Annotated in this window: 15 protein-coding genes; 12 read left to right on the top strand and 3 right to left on the bottom strand. The window is 68.5% G+C overall.

The window, feature by feature from the left end; translation table 11 throughout:
• On the bottom strand, nt 1–794 hold a 794-nt coding region (locus tag RT97_RS32890; protein ID WP_155403939.1), incomplete at its 3' end, for a hypothetical protein.
• Between RT97_RS32890 and RT97_RS32230 the strand changes: the two genes are divergently transcribed.
• The 5 genes from RT97_RS32230 to RT97_RS30320 all read left to right on the top strand — a co-directional run bounded on the left by RT97_RS32230 (nt 742) and on the right by RT97_RS30320 (nt 7529).
• On the top strand, nt 742–2064 hold the full coding sequence (locus RT97_RS32230) for a YadA-like family protein (RefSeq protein WP_253278344.1): 1323 nt from the start codon (nt 742–744) through the stop codon (nt 2062–2064). The two genes, RT97_RS32890 and RT97_RS32230, sit on opposite strands and share 53 nt — an antisense overlap.
• A gap of 83 nt (nt 2065–2147) precedes the next feature.
• Entirely contained in the window at nt 2148–3296 is a 1149-nt protein-coding gene (locus tag RT97_RS30335) for a DUF2827 domain-containing protein (protein WP_042582561.1), read from the top strand.
• Nucleotides 3293–4477, top strand: a complete 1185-nt coding sequence (locus RT97_RS30330; protein ID WP_253278343.1) for a DUF2827 domain-containing protein — start codon at nt 3293–3295, stop codon at nt 4475–4477. The genes RT97_RS30335 and RT97_RS30330 overlap by 4 nt, the downstream gene beginning before the upstream one ends.
• Nucleotides 4478–4499: 22 nt before the next feature.
• The gene (locus RT97_RS30325) at nt 4500–5129 is read left to right on the top strand and encodes a hypothetical protein (RefSeq protein WP_042582559.1); all 630 of its coding nucleotides are present in this window, start codon (nt 4500–4502) and stop codon (nt 5127–5129) included.
• Nucleotides 5130–5270: 141 nt separating this feature from the next.
• The gene (locus tag RT97_RS30320) at nt 5271–7529 is read left to right on the top strand and encodes an acyl-CoA dehydrogenase (protein ID WP_042582558.1); all 2259 of its coding nucleotides are present in this window, start codon (nt 5271–5273) and stop codon (nt 7527–7529) included.
• On the opposite strand, the gene RT97_RS30315 is transcribed toward RT97_RS30320, so the two are convergent.
• Nucleotides 7435–8283 carry a helix-turn-helix domain-containing protein gene (locus RT97_RS30315; RefSeq protein ID WP_042582557.1) on the bottom strand — a complete coding sequence of 283 codons (849 nt, stop codon included), beginning with the start codon at nt 8281–8283 and terminating at the stop codon, nt 7435–7437. The two genes, RT97_RS30320 and RT97_RS30315, sit on opposite strands and share 95 nt — an antisense overlap.
• A 133-nt stretch (nt 8284–8416) precedes the next feature.
• Here RT97_RS30315 and RT97_RS30310 point away from each other — a divergent pair, with 133 nt between their 5' ends.
• The 7 genes from RT97_RS30310 to RT97_RS30280 all read left to right on the top strand — a co-directional run bounded on the left by RT97_RS30310 (nt 8417) and on the right by RT97_RS30280 (nt 16158).
• Nucleotides 8417–8830 carry a hypothetical protein gene (locus RT97_RS30310; protein WP_042582556.1) on the top strand — a complete coding sequence of 138 codons (414 nt, stop codon included), beginning with the start codon at nt 8417–8419 and terminating at the stop codon, nt 8828–8830.
• 169 nt (nt 8831–8999) lie between these two features.
• Nucleotides 9000–11867, top strand: coding sequence for an aconitate hydratase (locus RT97_RS30305; RefSeq protein ID WP_042582555.1), 2868 nt, complete (start codon nt 9000–9002; stop codon nt 11865–11867).
• A 4-nt stretch (nt 11868–11871) separates the two neighbouring features.
• The gene (locus tag RT97_RS30300) at nt 11872–12336 is read left to right on the top strand and encodes a metallophosphoesterase family protein (RefSeq protein ID WP_042582554.1); all 465 of its coding nucleotides are present in this window, start codon (nt 11872–11874) and stop codon (nt 12334–12336) included.
• Between the two features lie 123 nt (nt 12337–12459).
• On the top strand, nt 12460–12765 hold the full coding sequence (locus RT97_RS30295) for a FeoA family protein (protein WP_042582553.1): 306 nt from the start codon (nt 12460–12462) through the stop codon (nt 12763–12765).
• On the top strand, nt 12758–14653 hold the full coding sequence (feoB, locus tag RT97_RS30290; RefSeq protein ID WP_042582552.1) for a ferrous iron transporter B: 1896 nt from the start codon (nt 12758–12760) through the stop codon (nt 14651–14653). The genes RT97_RS30295 and feoB overlap by 8 nt, the downstream gene beginning before the upstream one ends.
• A 34-nt stretch (nt 14654–14687) precedes the next feature.
• The gene (locus RT97_RS30285) at nt 14688–14969 is read left to right on the top strand and encodes a DUF6587 family protein (RefSeq protein ID WP_042582551.1); all 282 of its coding nucleotides are present in this window, start codon (nt 14688–14690) and stop codon (nt 14967–14969) included.
• Between the two features lie 4 nt (nt 14970–14973).
• On the top strand, nt 14974–16158 hold the full coding sequence (locus tag RT97_RS30280; protein ID WP_042582550.1) for an FAD-dependent monooxygenase: 1185 nt from the start codon (nt 14974–14976) through the stop codon (nt 16156–16158).
• 11 nt (nt 16159–16169) lie between these two features.
• Here RT97_RS30280 and RT97_RS30275 read toward each other — a convergent pair whose 3' ends face one another.
• The gene (locus tag RT97_RS30275; protein WP_042582549.1) at nt 16170–17420 is read right to left on the bottom strand and encodes a hypothetical protein; all 1251 of its coding nucleotides are present in this window, start codon (nt 17418–17420) and stop codon (nt 16170–16172) included.
• Nucleotides 17421–17454: the final 34 nt, after the last annotated feature.

Here is a 17454-nt window from a genome sequence, read left to right as displayed (position 1 = left end):
GATAGCCTGTCGACGTCGACGTCCAGCGGTCTGAGCACCGCGACGAGCGGCATCTCGAGCCTCTCGACTGGCCTCAGCTCGACCAACAGCAGCGTGAGCAGCCTGTCCACCTCGACCTCGTCTGGCCTGAGCACGGCGACGAGCGGCATCTCGAGCCTCTCGACCGGCCTCAGCTCGACCAACAGCAGCGTGAGCAGCCTGTCCACCTCGACCTCGTCCGGCCTGAGCACCGCCACCAGCGGCATCTCGAGCCTCTCGACCGGCCTCAGCACGACAGACAGCACCGTCAGCAGCCTCTCGACCTCCACGTCGTCCGGCTTGAGCACGGCAACGAGCAGCATCGGCAGCCTCTCCACGGGCTTGAGCACTGCGACCAGCGGCATCGGCAGCCTTTCCATCGGCCTGAGCACCGCGTTCAGTGGCATCGGCAGCCTGTCTACGGGCCTGAGCACCGCGACCAGCGGCATCGCCAGCCTCTCCACAGGCCTGAGCACCGCCACCAGCGGTATCTCGAGCCTGTCCACGGGCCTGAGCACGACGAACAGCAACGTGAGCAGCCTCTCGAGCTCCACCTCGAGCGGCCTGAGCACCGCCACGAGCAGCATCAACAGCCTGTCGACCTCGACGTCTTCCGGCCTGAGCACGGTCACCAGCAGCGTCGACAGCCTCTCGACCTCCACGTCCAGCGGCCTGAGCACTGCCACGAGCAGCATCAACAGCCTGTCGACGGGCCTGAGCACCGTGACCAGCAGCGTCGACAGCCTGTCGACCGGCCTGAGCACGACGAACAGCAACGTCAACAGCCTGTCGACCTCGACGTCGAGCGGCCTGAGCACTGCCACCAGCAGCATCTCGAGCCTGTCCACCGGCCTGAGCACGACGGACAGCAACCTGGCCAGCCTGTCCACCAGCGTGGGCGGCGCGACCAGCGGCATCGCGAGCCTGTCGAGCTCCACCTCCACAGGGCTGAGCACCGCCACAAGCAGCATCAGCAGCCTGAGCACGACGGTCAACACGATCAACGACAAGGGCACCAAGTACTTCCACGCCAATTCGACGGCCGGTGATTCGGTGGCCAGCGGTGCGGAAGCCGTGGCGATCGGCCCGCAGTCGTTGGCCAGCGGCGCCAACTCCTTCGCCGCCGGCAACGGCGCGAAGGCGACGGCCGACGGTGCGGTGGCGGTGGGCTTCGGCGCACAAGCGACGGGTGCCAACGCCATTGCCATCGGCACCGGCGCATTGGCCACGGGCTCGCAGGCCATCGGTGCCAACGCCCGTGCAGGTGGCGGCGGCGTGGCGCTGGGCGACAACGCGGATGCGGGCGGCACGCCGCTGAGCCAGGCGCAGAACGTCTCCAAGGGCACGGCGATCGGCTTCGGCGCGGTGGTGCAGCAAAGCGGCGGCGTCGCACTGGGCTCGGGCTCGGTGGCATCGACCGCGGCAGGCGCGGCCGGCTATATCCCCGGCAGCGCGAATGCGCAGCAGGAAGCGGCCATCCGGGCCACGACCAGCACGCAGGCCGCGGTGTCCGTGGGCGACGCAGCCAACGGCCAGTTCCGCCAGATCACGGGCGTTGCAGCCGGCTCGGCCGACAGCGATGCGACCAACGTCGCACAGCTGAAGGCAGCCGCCGCATCGGCCAAGGCCAGCAGCGTGCAGTACGCGACCAACCCCGACGGGACGGTCAACTACAACCAGATCACGCTGGGTGCGGGCCAGGCACCGGGCGGCACGCGCATCAGCAACGTGGCGCCGGGCATCCTGCCGAACGACGCGGTCAACGTGCAGCAGCTGAACCAGGTGCAGAGCCAGGTCGGCGACGTGGCGCGCATCGCCTACTCGGGCTCCGCGATGGCCTTCGCGATGTCGGGCACCTACCTGCCGACGCTCTACCCGGGCGAGAAGACCGTGGGCGTGGGCTTCGGCAGCTACAAGGGCTACAGCGCCGTGGCGCTGACCTTCAAGGCGCTGTCGGACGACGGCAAGATGTCCTGGGGCGCGGGTCTCTCGACCACCGGCAAGGAATGGGGCGTCAACGCCGGTATCGGCTGGAAGTGGAAATAAGCCACTGAACCGGCGTTGCGTCAGCAACGTGGCTCCCGTGCCGATGGTGCGGGAGCCATTTTTTTTGGTACACACTCACCCCCATGCGCATAGGTATTTCAGTCCTCACCCACGCGGGGCAGAACATCTGGGAAAACGGAATGGGGCAGAACGTCCTGTTCCTGGCCCGGCTGCTGCAACGCATCGACTTCGTCGAATCCGTCACGCTCGTCGATGCGGGCGACCAGCAGGCGATGCCGCCGCAGGTCGACCTGTCCGCGATGGGCCTTGCGTTCGGCCGCGCCCGCGAGCTGACCGATGCGCTGGACGTGGTCATCGAGATGGCCGGCGCCCTCGACGTGCAGTGGCTCTCCTATTTCCGCGCCTGCGGTGGGCGCTCGGTCTTTCATTGCGTGGGACAGCCCTTCGTGGCGCTGGCCGAGCCGATCGTGTTCAGCGACAAGGGCCACTTCAGCAAGCCTGACCGTTGCGACGAGGTGTGGCTCCTGCCCAAGGATGCGGTCTTTGCCCCGATGATGCGAACCCTGCACCGCCGCCCGGTGCACGAGGTGCCCTACCTCTGGTCGCCGCAGTTCCTGGCCCAGCGCGTGGCCGAGGTCGAGGCGTCGGGCTACCGGTTCGGCTACACGCCGCGCAGCGCGGAGCAGCCCGGGTTCCGCGTGGCGATCTTCGAGCCCAACATCTCGGTGGTGAAGTCCAGCAGCGTGCCCATGCTGATCTGCGACGAGGCCTACCGTGCCGACCCGAACGCCCTTGCCTCGATGCAGGTGCTCAACACCCTGCACCTGAAGGACCATCCGACGATGCTTTACATGGCCAACTCGCTGGACATCGTGCGCCAGCACAAGGCCATCTTCCATGGCCGGCACGATTTCGCGGGATTCATGGTGCAGTTTGCCGATGCGGTGGTGTCGCACCAGTGGCAGAACGACCAGAACTACAGCTACCTCGACGCGCTGTACGGCAACTATCCGCTCGTGCACAACTCGCCGTGGCTGCGCGATGCCGGCTACTACTACCCCGACTTCGACATCGCCGCCGGCGCAGAGCAACTGCTGCAGGCGGTGCGCGGGCACGATGCGCAACTGGACGACTACCGCGCACGCAGCCAGCGCATGTTCGATGCGATCGATCCGCTCGCCGAGGCGAACATCGATGGCTATGCGCAGCGCCTGCTGCACCTCGTGGGCGGCGACCCCGCATTCCGGGCCGATGGCGTGAGGGCCGCATGAGCGCAGCGATGCAGAACACGCAGAACAACCCATCGTCCACCGCCATGCCCGGGAAGCTCAGGGTCGGCGTTTCCATCTTCATCCGCAAGGGCGAGCAGAGCCTCTGGGAAAACGGCGTCTACCAGAACTGCCTGTTCCTCGTGATGCTGCTGATGCGCTCGCCGCGAGTGGCGAGCACCGTGCTTGTGGCGGGCGGCGGCGACGGCGGCCCGGCGGACGCCACCAACTTCCTGGCCGATTCGCCCGTGCCGATCATCGACATGGCGACCGCCGCGCAGGAGCTCGATCTCATGATCGAGATGAGCGCGCAGCTGGCGCGCGAGTGGTCGGAAGCGTTCAAGGCGCGGGGCGGCAAGATCGTCTCCATGCGCGTGGGCAACGACTACGTGATCGACATCGAGCGGATGATCTTCGACAAGCCGCACGGCATGCTGGTCTCGGGCGCGCCCTACGACGAGGTGTGGACGCTGCCCGAGTACGAAGTCTCGTGCAAGCCGTACTTCGCCAGTACCTTCCGCGCCCCGGTGCGGCTGATGCCGCACCTGTGGAGCCCGATGGTGCTGCAGAAGGCCATGGCACGCGCCGGAACCAACGACGACGGCAGCGGCAAGCGCTTCGACTACGAACCCGGGCGCAAGCGCTGGCGTGTCGCGATCTTCGAACCCAACATCTGCATGGTGAAGACCAGCTTCATCCCCATGCTCGGCTGCGAGGCAGCGCACCGCGCGCAGCCGCGGCTCCTGGAGCGGGTGTGGGTCTACAACAGCTTCCACCTGAAAGAGAAGCCGCTTTTCGTCGGCTTTGCGCAGAGCCTGGACATCGTGCAGCACGGCCTGGCCACCTTCGAGGGGCGGTTTCCGCTGTACCAGGTGCTGCCGGGCAACGTCGATGCAGTCTTCGCGCACCACTGGGAGAACGCGCAGAACTACCTCTACTACGAGGCGCTCTACGGGGGCTACCCGCTCGTCCACAACTCGCACCTTATCGGCGACTGCGGCTACCGCTACCACGGCTTCGACTGCGAGGAGGGCGGCCGCGCGCTGCAGCAGGCCTTTGCCGAGCACGATGCGAACCTTCCGGCCTACCGCGAGCGCGCGCGCCGGCTCCTCGCGAAGCTGGACCCCGAAGGCGAGGAGAACGTGCGCATCTACACCGCAGCCATCGAGAACCTCTACGCGTGAGAGACCGAGGAAGAGACACCGCATGAAAACATCGACACAACGGTTCGCGCGGCTCCTGCCTGCCGTGGCTGCCTGGGCCCTGGCCGGCACCGCACTCGCGCAAGGCGTGCTGGTGCCCCAGGCGCCGGCCGCGCCGCCGCAGGACACGCTCACGCGCGCTGCCACCAGCGTGGGCATCAAGCGCTGCCTGCCCGCCATCACCCGGCTCGCGACGCTCACCGTGCAGGGCAGCCGTGGCCACGACGTTCTGCTCGACTGGGACCGCAAGCGCCCCGACGAAGGCCCGATGTTCTCGCTGGTCGGCATCCAGTACCCGAACGCCGGCGTGGCGGCCTCGATCACCGCGATTCCCGGCGACAGCGGTAGCTGCACCGTGTCGGCCGAGCGCATCTCGGTCGCGCCCTTCACCTGCGCGAGCGTGGCCGAGCAGGAACTCAAGAACTACAAGATGACGCGCCTCCTGCCCATCTACGCGGTCTACACCGACGACAAGGAGCCGACCTCGTCGGTCTCGCTGATCGATTCGCCACCGGGCTGCCTCGTGATCCGCCGCTACGTCGAATACGGCTGGCGCGACCCGTCGGCGCCTGCCGCAGCGCCGGCGTCCGCCGCACCGGCCGCGCCCGCCGGCCAGGCACCCAAGCGCCGCTAGCCAGGGGAGCCAGGGCCTCCTCCAGCGCCCCGGGCGCGCCCGAATCCGACACGCACGGACGCCCTTGGCCGGCCTCGCGCAGGCGAGGCGCGACCCAAGAATGGGCTCGATCCGCGCATCCGTCGCGGCGAAGGAGACCCCATGCCTCTGGCTTCACTGATTGGCCGATGGGCCATGCAGCCCTTCTCGAAGGCGCTGCCGCCGCTGGGAGACACCGAGCGCGCCGCGCTGGAGGCCGGCACCGTGGGGTTCGAGGGCCAGCTCTTCGCAGGCCGTCCGGATTTCGATGTGCTCACGGCGATGGGGCCCAACCAGCTCACCGAACGCGAGCAGGCCTTCCTGCACAACGAGGTTCGCATGCTGTGCCACATGCTGGACGACCACGCCATCGACCAGGCACACGACCTGCCCCCCGAGGTGTGGCGTTTCCTGCGGGAGAAGCGCTTTTTCGGAATGATCATTCCCGAGGAGTTCGGCGGCCTCGGCTTCGGCCACTACGCGCATGCGACGGTGGTCGCGCGCATCGCCACCGTCAACGTGGCCACGGCCGTCACGGTGATGGTGCCCAACTCGCTCGGCCCTGCCGAACTGCTGCTGCGCTACGGCACCGACGCGCAGAAGGAGCATTACCTGCCGCGCCTGGCCGATGGCCGCGAGCTGCCGTGCTTCGGGTTGACCTCGCCCTATGCCGGCTCCGACGCGGCATCGATTCCCGATCGCGGCGTGATCGTGGAGCGCGAGTTCAACGGCCGGTTGACGCGCGGTTTCCTGGTCGATTTCGACAAGCGCTACATCACGCTCGCGCCGGTCGCCACGGTGGTGGGCCTGGCCTTCCACGCCGTCGACGAGAGCCGGCCCGAAGGCCAGCGCGAGCTAGGCATCACCTGCGCGCTGATCCCCGTGCCGCACCAGGGCATGGAGATCGGCCGGCGCCATCGCCCGATGGACAGCGCCTTCATGAACGGCCCGATCCACGGGCGCCAGGTCTTCGTGCCGATGGACTGGATCATCGGTGGCGAAAAGCAGGTCGGCCAGGGCTGGCGCATGCTGATGGAGTGCCTGGCCGCGGGCCGCGCCATCTCGCTGCCCGCGCTCGGCTCGTCGATGCAGCAGACGGCGCTGTACGTGAGCAACGGCTACGGGCAGATCCGCGAGCAGTTCGGCCTGCCGGTGGGCAAGTTCCACGCGATTGCGGGGCTGGTCGCCCAGATGTCGGCCGAGCTCTACGCGAGCGATGCCGCGCGCCGCTTCACGGCCGCCGCGCTCGACAAGGGCGAGCGGCCCAGCGTGGCGAGCGCCATCCTCAAGGTCCAGCTGACCGAGGCCGGGCGCCGCGCGGTCAACCACGGCATGGACATCCTCGGCGGCAAGGGCATCATCTCGGGCCCTTCGAACCTGCTGGGCGTGGCTTACCGGCAGGCGCCGATCGCCATCACGGTGGAGGGCGCGAACATCCTCACGCGCGCGCTCATCGTGTTCGGGCAAGGGGCGGTGCGCTGCCATCCGCATGTGCTCGACGAAATGGCGGCGGTGCAGGCGAACGACGAAACCGCGCTCGGCAAGGCCCTCATCGCCCATGGCAAGCACGTGATGGTCAACCTCTGGCACAGCCTTTTCGGTGCGCCGGTGCTGGGCACGCCGCCCGATGAACTCGAGCGCGAGGCGCGGCTCATCGCACGCATGAGCGCCAAGTACGCGCTCACCGCCGACCTCGCGATGGGAATGCTCGGCGGCAAGCTCAAGCGCATGGAGTTGCTGTCGGCGCGCCTGGGTGACGTGCTCGCGCACCTGTACCTGGCGAGCGCATGCGTGTGGCGGTACCGGGTCGATGCGGCGCCCGAGCTGCTGCCGTTCGCGCAGGCCGCGATCCGGCTGCAACTGGACGAGGCCGGCAAGATCCTGCGCGATCTCTACGCCAATCTGCCGACGGCCGGGCGGCGCGTGATCGGCGCGCTGGTGCTGCGCCGCACCGCACACCTGGCGCCGCTGCGCGATGTGCAGCTCATCGAACTCGCGGACCTGCTGCGCGCGAATCCGCGCATCGTCGAGCGCCTGGCGCCCGATCTCAGCGAACCGGCGGCCGGGGGCCTGCGCGACCTGATGCATGCGATGGAGCTGGGCGCGCAACTCGGCGACACGACGGCCGCGCTCAACAAGGTGCTGCGCCGCACGAATTCGCTCGAAGAGGCTGCTCGGTCGGCGCCTGACCCCGAACTCGCGCTGGCCTACTTGCGCGCCGCCGACAAGGTCATCCAGGTGGACGACTTCGAAGGCCCATCCGCGCAAAAGGCCAAGGGCGGCAACCTCATCCAGCCGCTTGCTTCGCCATTTCCGCCAGCGCCGCAGCCGTCTGCGCATCGGCCGGAAAGAACGACTCCACCGCCAGTTCCTGCAACGTGACATCGACGGGGGTGCCGAAGATCGTCGTGGTGCTGATGAAGCTCAGCACCCCGTTGGGCGTGACCAGCTGAAAGGGCACGACGACGCCGGAGAGGTCGGTGTCGGCCTTCGGCGCGTCGTGGCTCGCGTTGGGAGCGGGAAAGGCCTCCAGCTCGTCGTGCAGCGCCTGCAGCACCGCATCGCCCGTCGCGGCGATCTGCTGCTGAAGCCGCTCGAGCAGGTGGGCTCGCCACTGCGCGAAGTTCGCGATGCGCGAGGCGAGGCCGCCGGGGTGCATGCTCAGGCGCAGCACGTTGACCGGCGGCGCCACCAGCTCGGGCGCCGCGCCGGCCATGAGCATCGGCACCAGCGCGTTGTAGGCCACGAGGTTCCAGTGGCGATCGACGGCCAGCGCGGGGTAGGGCTCGTGGCCCTTGAGCACCAGATCGACGGCACGCCGCGCCGAAGCCAGCGCCGGGTCGTCGAGCGAGCGCTGGCGGTACATCGGCGCGAAGCCCGCGGCCACCAGCAGCGCATTGCGCTCCCGCAGCGGTACTTCCAGCCGCTCGGCCAGGCGCAGCACCATCTCGCGGCTGGGTGCGGCGCGCCCTGTTTCCACGTAGCTCAGGTGCCGGGTCGAGACCTCGGCCTCCTGCGCCAAGTCGAGCTGGCTCAGGCGCCGGTGGGTGCGCCAGTGCCGCAGGTGCGCGCCGAACGGATCTCGCGCGCCGGGCTGGCTGGCCTTGGACGAATGGGTGCTGCGGGTGGTGTTCATGGCCCGCATTCTGGCGCGGTGGGGGCGCCGCGCCATGACCTCCCAGGTCATCGACGCGATGCAGGCTCCGCGGAATCATTGGCTCCAACGCGGCAGGACTGGCTTGCGGCGTACCCACCCCAAGGAGATCCACATGTCCGTCTTCGCTTCCCCCCGCTTCCTGCCCAACGTGATGTGGGCCGACGCCGCCTCCTGCGCCGCGACCGGTGCGCTGCAGGTGGCATTCACAAACGCGCTGGCCGCGCTCACCGGGCTGCCCGCAGCGCTGCTGATGGGCACCGGCGTGTTCCTGCTGGCCTATGCCGCGCTCGCCGCCTTCATGGCCACCCGCGCCACGCCACCGCGCACGCTGATCGGGCTCGTGATTATCGGCAACTTCGGCTGGGCCGTGGCCTGCATTGCATTGCTGGTGAGCGGCATGTTCGCGGTCACTGCGCTGGGCATTGCCTGGGTGCTGGCGCAGGCGCTGTGCGTGGTCGTGCTGGCCGAGCTGCAATGGACGGGCCTGCGCCGCACGCGCAGCAGCGCGGGCATGGCGCTGGCCTGAACGCGAGAGGCGCGAGAGGCGAGAGGTGCCGGCAACGCCCGTCTACCCGGCATTTTTCGCCCTCAAGCGCCTCGCGCGGGAAGAGCTTGAGGGGGAAGACCGACTACAACAATTGACATTGATCCCCGCTATCCTTGAGGAGCTTCCACGAACAAACAGGAGTTCCTCTATGGCCAAAGCACCGGCTCACGCCTTTGCGTCCACTCTCAAGACCTTCAAGACCGCATCGGGCAAGTCCGGCAAATACTGGTCCCTGAAGGAGCTGGCCAAGCAATATCCCACCATCGACCGGCTGCCCGTGTCGATCCGCATCGTGCTCGAGTCGGTACTGCGCAATTGCGATGGCCAGAAGGTCTCGCCCAAGCATGTCGAAGAGCTGGCCCACTGGGCACCCAATGCGGAGCGCACCGACGAGATTCCGTTCGTCGTCACCCGCGTGGTGCTGCAGGACTTCACCGGCGTGCCGCTCCTGGCCGACCTGGCCGCCATGCGCAGCGTGGCCGCCAAGCTGAACAAGTCGCCCAAGACCATCGAGCCGCTGGTGCCGGTGGACCTGGTGGTCGACCACTCGGTGATGGTCGACTACTACGGCACCCCCAAGGCGCTGGACCTCAACATGAAGCTGGAGTTCCAGCGCAACAACGAGCGCTACCAGTTCATGAAGTGGGGCATGCAGGCCTTCGACACCTTCCGTGTCGTGCCGCCGGGCTTCGGCATCGTGCACCAGGTCAACCTCGAGTACTTTGCGCGCGGCGTCTACAAGAGCCCGCACGACAAGGCCGACACGCCCACCTACTACCCCGACTCGCTGGTGGGCACCGACAGCCACACGACCATGATCAACGGCATCGGCGTGGTCGGCTGGGGCGTGGGTGGCATCGAGGCCGAGGCCGCGATGCTGGGCCAGCCGGTCTACATGCTCACGCCCGACGTGGTGGGCTTCGAGCTCACCGGCAAGCTGCGCGAAGGCGTGACGGCAACCGACTTGGTGCTGTACGTCACCGCCATCCTGCGTACCGAAAAAGTGGTGGGCAAGTTCGTCGAATTCTTCGGCCCGGGCGCCGCATCGATCGCCGTGCCCGACCGCGCGACCATCGGCAACATGGCGCCCGAGTACGGCGCGACGATGGGCTTCTTCCCGGTCGACGAAATGACCGTGGCGTACTTCGAAGGCACCGGCCGCACCAAGGAGGAGGTCGAACGGTTCGAGGCCTACTACAAGGCGCAGGGCCTCTTCGGCATGCCCGCGCCGGGCGACATCGACTACACCAAGATCGTCAAGCTCGACCTGGGCACCGTGTCGCCGAGCCTGGCCGGCCCCAAGCGCCCGCAGGACCGCATCGACCTGGGCCACCTGGCCACCAAGTTCTCCGAGCTCTACAGCAAGCCCAACGACGCCAACGGCTTCAACCAGCCGGCCGAGAAGCTCAAGCAGCGCTATCCGTTGGTCACCGCCGCGCAGGGCAATGACGACGAGGCCGCCGCGCCGCCCGCGGGGTCGCCGCGCGAGCTGGTGGAGATGGTCGCCAACCGTTCGACCAAGGCCGCGGCGCACACGAGCGCGACTGCGCCTCCGGCGCCCAAGGGCCAGGTCACGATCGGCAACGGCGACGTGCTGATCGCCGCCATCACGTCGTGCACCAACACCTCCAACCCGAGCGTGATGCTCGCGGCCGGCCTCCTGGCCAAGAAGGCGGTGGAGGCGGGCCTCACGGTCAAGCCGCACATCAAGACCTCGCTCGCCCCGGGCTCGCGCATCGTCACCGAATACCTGGAGAACGCGGGCCTCCTGCCGTACCTGGAGAAGCTGGGCTTCTACCTCGCGGGCTACGGCTGCACCACCTGCATCGGCAACGCGGGCGACCTCACGCCCGAGATCAACGAAGCCATCACCAAGAACGACCTGATCGGCGCGGCCGTGCTCTCGGGCAACCGCAATTTCGAGGCGCGCATCCATCCGAACCTGAAGGCCAACTTCCTGGCCTCGCCGCCGCTGGTGGTGGCCTTCGCGATCGCGGGCAACGTGATGACCGACCTCATGACCGAGCCCGTGGGCAAGGGCAAGAACGGCAAGGACGTGTACCTGGGCGACATCTGGCCGACGCCGAAGGAAATCGACCAGAACCTGCGCTTTGCGATGAACGCCAAGTCGTTCCGCGCGAACTACGACAAGGTCAAGACCGATCCGGGCAAGTTCTGGAGCAGCATCAAGGGCACCGACGGCCAGGTGTACGACTGGCCCAAGTCGACCTACATCGCCGAGCCGCCGTTCTTCGAGGGCTTCAAGATGAAGCCGCACGCCACCGACGCGGGCTTCAAGAGCGCGCGGATCATGGCGCTCTTCGGCGACTCGATCACCACCGACCACATCTCGCCGGCCGGCTCGATCAAGGAAAGCTCGCCCGCAGGCATCTGGCTGAAGGCGCACGGCGTGCCCAAGGCCGACTTCAACAGCTACGGTTCGCGCCGCGGCAACCACGACGTGATGATGCGCGGCACCTTCGCCAACGTGCGCATCAAGAACCTGATGATTCCGCCGGACGCCAACGGCACGCAGGAAGAGGGCGGCGTCACGCTGTTCCAGCCGGGCAACCAGAAGATGTTCATCTACGACGCCGCCATGAAGTACATGGAAGAGGGCACCCCCACGGTGGTGTTCGGCGGCGAGGAATACGGCACGGGCTCCTCGCGCGACTGGGCCGCCAAGGGCACGCAGCTCCTGGGCATCAAGGCCGTCGTGGCGCGCAGCTTCGAGCGCATCCACCGCGCCAACCTGGTGGGCATGGGCGTGCTGCCGCTGCAGTTCCGCGGCGCCGATTCGTGGCAGACGCTGGGGCTCACGGGCGACGAGAAGATCGACGTGGTGATCGGCGGCGAACTCAAGCCGCAGATGGACGTGAAGCTGGTCGTGCACCGCCCTGACGGCACGCACCAGGAGGTGACGGTGCGCCTTCGCATCGACACCCCGATCGAGGTGGACTACTACAAGCACGGCGGCATCCTGCCGTTCGTGCTGCGGCAACTGCTCGCGGCCTGATCGCTTGATCCGCGTCGGGCTCATCTCCGACACCCACGGCCTGCTGCGCCTGCAGGCCGTGGCTGCCCTGCAAGGCAGCGATTTCATCGTGCATGGCGGAGACATCGGCGATGCCGGCATCCTTGAGGCGCTCGCGGCCATCGCACCGCTCACGGTCGTGCGGGGCAACAACGACCGCGAGCCTTGGGCCGATGGCATTCGCGAGACGGAATTCCTGAAGGTCGGCGGCGTGCTGGTCTTCGCGATCCACGATCTCTCTCGGATGGACATCGATCCCGCCGCGGCCGGCGTGCGCGTCGTGGTCTCGGGACATTCGCACAAGCCGAAGGTCGAGGAGCGGGGCGGCGTGCTCTACGTCAACCCGGGCAGCGCCGGCCCGCGCCGATTCAAATTGCCAATCGCCGTCGCCGAGCTCATCGTCGATGGCGATGCGGTGTCGGCGCGCATCGTCGAACTGGCCTTGGCCTGAATGGGCCGCGAGGGTGCCAATCCGCGTGGTCATAGGGCTTTAGTCAGGTGAATCCAATTGAGAATTGATAGCATCTAGGTTTTGCTTACAGGTGCGACCGGACATCCCGGACGCCGCCCCACCGTGCGAACCAACGATTTCGGCACCGCGCCGGCCTCCACCGCCGTCGCCCTGCGCCTCGACCAGCTTCCGAACAACCAATGGGCCACCGTGCTCGACGTGGCCCGCCCCGAGGCCGCGGAGGACCGCGAGCTCGTGCTGCGCCTGACCGAAATCGGCTTCGTTCCGGGCGAGGCGGTGCGCATCGTCGCCAGCGGCGTGCCGGGGCGCGAGCCCATCGCCGTGCGGCTGGGCCACACCACCTTCGCGCTGCGCCGCCACGAGGCCGCGCTGATCCACGTCACACCGGGAGCCGCCAACCATGGCTGAAGCCGTCATCCAGGGCCCCGGCGGTTTCGCCCCCACTGCCCAGCCGGGGCGCATCGCGCTGCTGGGCAACCCCAACTGCGGCAAGACCGCGCTTTTCAACCTCCTGACCGGCAGCCGCCAGAAGGTCGCCAACTACGCCGGCGTGACCGTCGAGCGCAAGGAGGGCACGCTGCGCACGCCCTCGGGCCGCCGCGTCTTCGTGCTCGACCTGCCGGGGGCCTACAGCCTGAATGCGCTCAGCGCCGACGAGGCCGTCACCCGCGACATCGTCACCGGCCAGAGCAACGAGGCGCTGCCCGACCTGCTCGTGTGCGTGACCGACGCCACCAACCTGCGCCTGAACCTGCGCCTTGTGCTCGAGGCCCGCAAGCTGGGCCTGCCGATGGTGGTGGCGCTCAACATGACCGACATGGCCAGGAAGCAGGGCATCGCGGTAGACACCGCCGTGCTCTCGCGCGAACTCGGCGTGCCGGTGATCGAGACGGTCGGCGTCCACACCGGCGGCGCGAAGAACCTGCTCGAGGCGCTCGATGCCCCGGTCGCTGCCGCCGCGCCGCAGCCCTGGCAGGCGCCGGGCCTGGACGACGTGCTCGCCACGCAACGCGAGGTGCGCCGCATCCTCGGCCTTGCAGTGAAGGAGCCGGTCGGCAGCCTCGCCACCAGCGACCGCATCGACCGCGTGGTGATGCATCCGCTCTGGGGCATGGTGGTGCTGGCCGTCACGATGTTCCTGATGTTCCAGGCCGTGTTCAGCTGGGCCAACGTGCCGATGGACGCCATCAAGGCCGGCACCGAGGCGCTCGGCGGCCTCATCAAGACCGTCATGCCCGAGGGCATGCTGCAGAGCCTCCTGGTCGACGGCGTGATCGCGGGCGTGGGCGGCGTGATCGTGTTCCTGCCGCAGATCCTGATCCTGTTCCTGTTCATCCTCGCGCTCGAGGACTCGGGCTACCTGCCGCGCGCGGCCTTCCTGCTCGACCGCGTGATGGGCACCGTGGGCCTGTCGGGGCGCTCGTTCATTCCGCTGCTCTCCAGCTTCGCCTGCGCCATTCCGGGCGTGATGGCCACGCGCACCATCAGCAACTGGCGCGACCGCATCACCACGATCATGATCGCGCCGCTCATGACCTGTTCGGCGCGCCTGCCGGTGTATGCGCTGCTGATCGCGGCCTTCATTCCGGCGCGCACCGTGGGCGGCGTCTTCAACCTGCAGGGGGTGGTGCTGTTCGCGCTGTACGTGTTCGGCATCGTCTCGGCGATGGCCGTGGCCTGGGTGATGAAGCGCTTTCGCGACAACGCGCAGCATTCGCCGCTCCTGATGGAGCTGCCCGCCTACCGCTGGCCGAACCTGCGCAACCTGGCGCTGGGCCTCTACGAGCGGGCGTGGATCTTCATCCAGCGCGTGGGCACGATCATCCTCACGCTCACGATCCTGCTGTGGTTCCTCTCGACCTTCCCGTCGCCGCCCGAAGGCGCTACCGGCCCGGCCATCCAGTACAGCCTGGCCGGCATGATCGGCCGCGGGCTCGAGGTCATCTTCGCGCCCATCGGCTTCAACTGGCAGATCTCGATCGCGCTGGTGCCCGGCATGGCGGCACGCGAAGTCGCGGTGGGCGCGCTGGGCACGGTGTATGCGCTCTCGGCCACCGGCGACGACGTGGCGGGCGCGCTGGAGCCGCTCATCGCCGGCAGCTGGTCGCTGGCGACGGCGCTGTCGCTCCTGGTCTGGTATGTGTTCGCGCCGCAATGCATCTCGACGCTGGCTGCCGTGAAGCGCGAGACGGCTTCGTGGAAGTACGTGTGGATCATGGCGGGCTACCTGTTCGCGCTCGCCTATGCCGCGTGCTTCATCACCTACCACGTTGCAGTGGCACTGGGCGCGGGTTAAAACCGTTCCTGACGCTGAAAGGTTTGAAGAAGAAATGACGCAACAACTGATCGTCGGATTGATCGTCGCAGCGGCCGCGTTCTACGCGGTCTGGCGCTGGATGCCCGCAGGCTGGCGGCGCAGCGCGGCCCACAAGCTGGCAGCCGGCACGCAGCGCGCCGGCCTCGTTGATCAGGAACGCGCCAACCAGCTGGCCGCCTCGCTCGCCAAGACCTCGGGTTGCGGCTCCTGCGACACCTGCGGCAGTTGCGCTCCCAAGAAACCCGGCAACACCCACGCCACGCAAGCCGACAAGGCCCTCTCGAACAATCGCTGAGTCGATGCCCACGCACATCCTCGTCGCCGGGGGCGGCATCGGGGGGCTGGCCACGGCGCTGGCGCTTTCGCGGGGCCGGCATCGCGCCGATGTCTTCGAGCAGGCGGCGGTCTTCGGCGAAATCGGCGCCGGCGTGCAGCTCGGTCCCAACGTGACGCGGCGCCTCCAGCAACTGGATCTCGGGCCGGGCCTCTCGAAGATCGCGGCGCGCCCCGACGCGCTGGTGGTCCGCAGCTGCGGCAGCGATGCCGTGCTGGGTCGTCTGCCGCTGGGCGATTCGATGCAGCAGCGCTACGGCGCCCCTTATTTCTGCGTACACCGTGCCGACCTGCATGCGCTGCTCCTCGATGCGGTGCGCGCGCGGGGCACCGGCACGCTGGTGACCGCGGCGCAGATCAGACAGGTCGAGACCAGCGATGACCTCGTGTGCGTCTCGAGCACCGATGCCCGCGCCTGGGAGGGCGAAGCGCTCGTGGGCGCCGACGGCCTCTGGAGCCTGGTGCGACGGCAACTCGACACCCCCTCGGCTGCGGAGCCGCCGCGCGTGACCGGCCACACGGCCTGGCGCGCATTGGCCCTGCAGTCCGACTTGCCGACAGCGTTGCGGCGCCAGCAGGTCGACGTGTGGCTGGGCCCGCATCTGCATGCCGTGGCGTACCCGGTGCGCGGCGGCGACTGGCTCAACGTCGTGGTGATCGCCGAATCCGCTCCGGCCGGCGATGCGCGCGACTGGGACCAGTCCAGCAGCATCGCGGCCCTGCAACAGGCCACGGGCCGCAGCGGCGGTGGCCTGCAGTCGTTGCTCGAAGCGATGCCCGGCTGGCGCGCCTGGTCGCTCAGCGATCGCGCGCCGCTGACCTCTGCCGCCGACATGGCACACGAGCGCGTCGCGCTGGTGGGCGACGCGGCGCACCCGATGGTGCCGTACCTTGCGCAGGGCGCCGGCATGGCGATCGAGGATGCGGTCGCGCTGGCCGATGCGCTGGGCGACGGCAGCGCGGCCGAGGTGCCTGCGGCCTTCGCGCGCTACGCCGAGGCGCGCTGGCAGCGCAATGCGCAGGTGCAGGCGCGCGCGCGGCGCAACGGCGAGGTCTTCCATGCGACCGGCGCCCTGCGCGTGGGGCGCGACCTTGCGATGCGCACGCTCGGCGCGCGCTTGCTCGACCAGCCCTGGTTGTACGGCGGTTGAGCCTTCGACCCTCAGAGCCTGAAGGCCTGCAGGTGCTCGATGCGTTCCGCCAGCCCTTCCGGCCCGAGGTAATGACCGAGCGAGCCATCGCGCACTTTCACGAGCGTCGTTTCCAGTTCCGCGAGCATCGCATCGCGTTCGGCAACGAAGGCTGGCGGCACATCGATGCCGGATTCCGTGCAGGCATCGGCGATCAGGTGCGCGCTCGCAGGCGCGCCACAGGCCGCGCACTTCACGATCGCGGCCACGCTCGGCTCCGCGCCATTGGCCAGCAGCGCGCTCGTGAGTTCGGGCCCGATCTGGCCATCGATGTTGCGCAGGGCATCGGCTGCCACCGGCGCGCCTGCGCGTACCAGCGCCGCAGTCGCTGCGAAGGCGCTCTGGCCCAGCGCGACGTCGGTCGCGAGGGCGCTGCCTTGCTGGGGCCCGTCGAAGCTCACGCCCGAGGCGGCCAACTCGGCCACCAGCGGCGCGTCGTCGGTCGCGATCGCATGGTGCAGCGCGGCGCGCGCGAGCGCCGGCTGATGGCGCAGCGTGCCGTCCGCGAGCGGCGTGCGCCAGTCGACCACGGCGCGGCAATAGAAGGTGACCAGCTTGTCCATCAGGTCGAGGTCCAGCCCGTGGTCCTGGTGGCGATCGTCCAGGTACTGCAGCAGGGCTTGGCCCGAGAAATAGTCGCTCGTGGGAGCCAGCGGGTCTTCGTTCAGGCGCAGCGCGGCGAAGGCGCCGTGCAGGTCGGGTGCGACGGTGCTCAGGGAGTCTTCGTGCAGTGCGTGCGTCCAGGCCGGCGGCAGGCCCTGCTTCCACGCGATGACCCGGCCGTAGGCCTCGCCGGGCTCGACCACGGTGTAGATGCGGTCGAGGTACTCGAAGCCGCCGAAGGGCAGGTGGGTGAGCTTGCCGCTCCAGGGCGTGCCGTTTTCTGCGGCGGCGTCTTCGGCCAGCTCCTGCTCATGCGCGATCCAGCCCTGAAGGTCGCGGTAGCCGTCGCTGCCGTCCCAGAAGATCTCCGACCAGCTCACACTCTCGATGTTGCCGTTCATCGGCAGCGCCAGGTCGTAGTCGAGGCGCCCGCCCGCCGTCTCCTGCCACAGCGCCACGAGTGCCTCGGGAATCGGTCCGGCGCAGAGCGCCTGCACGGCTGCAAGTTGCTGCGCCTGCATCGGCGGCTGCGCATCGAAGATCACGCGATCCGCGAACAGCACGACGCCGTGTGCCCGCAAGGTGGAGATCTCCTCGGGTGAGAACCGGATGTTGTGCATGGCAGTCGCCTCCTTCGTTGTTGCCAAAAATGTA

It is taken from the genome of Variovorax paradoxus (genome assembly GCF_000834655.1).
GTDB classification, from domain to species: Bacteria; Pseudomonadota; Gammaproteobacteria; order Burkholderiales; family Burkholderiaceae_C; genus Variovorax; species Variovorax paradoxus_F.
The sequence above is the reverse complement of the archived record's forward strand: the minus strand, read 5'-3'. Positions and strand labels throughout refer to the sequence as shown.

What these genes read in the sequence shown, in the direction of transcription:
- RT97_RS30320 (WP_042582558.1), top strand. Translation starts at nt 5,271, where the DNA reads ATGCCTCTGGCTTCACTGATTGGCCGATGGGCCATGCAGCCCTTCTCG.
- RT97_RS30335 (WP_042582561.1), top strand. Translation starts at nt 2,148, where the DNA reads ATGCGCATAGGTATTTCAGTCCTCACCCACGCGGGGCAGAACATCTGG.
- RT97_RS30330 (WP_253278343.1), top strand. Translation starts at nt 3,293, where the DNA reads ATGAGCGCAGCGATGCAGAACACGCAGAACAACCCATCGTCCACCGCC.
- feoB (WP_042582552.1), top strand. Translation starts at nt 12,758, where the DNA reads ATGGCTGAAGCCGTCATCCAGGGCCCCGGCGGTTTCGCCCCCACTGCC.
- RT97_RS30280 (WP_042582550.1), top strand. Translation starts at nt 14,974, where the DNA reads ATGCCCACGCACATCCTCGTCGCCGGGGGCGGCATCGGGGGGCTGGCC.
- RT97_RS30315 (WP_042582557.1), bottom strand. Translation starts at nt 8,283, where the DNA reads ATGAACACCACCCGCAGCACCCATTCGTCCAAGGCCAGCCAGCCCGGC.
- RT97_RS30310 (WP_042582556.1), top strand. Translation starts at nt 8,417, where the DNA reads ATGTCCGTCTTCGCTTCCCCCCGCTTCCTGCCCAACGTGATGTGGGCC.
- RT97_RS30305 (WP_042582555.1), top strand. Translation starts at nt 9,000, where the DNA reads ATGGCCAAAGCACCGGCTCACGCCTTTGCGTCCACTCTCAAGACCTTC.
- RT97_RS30285 (WP_042582551.1), top strand. Translation starts at nt 14,688, where the DNA reads ATGACGCAACAACTGATCGTCGGATTGATCGTCGCAGCGGCCGCGTTC.
- RT97_RS30325 (WP_042582559.1), top strand. Translation starts at nt 4,500, where the DNA reads ATGAAAACATCGACACAACGGTTCGCGCGGCTCCTGCCTGCCGTGGCT.
- RT97_RS30275 (WP_042582549.1), bottom strand. Translation starts at nt 17,420, where the DNA reads ATGCACAACATCCGGTTCTCACCCGAGGAGATCTCCACCTTGCGGGCA.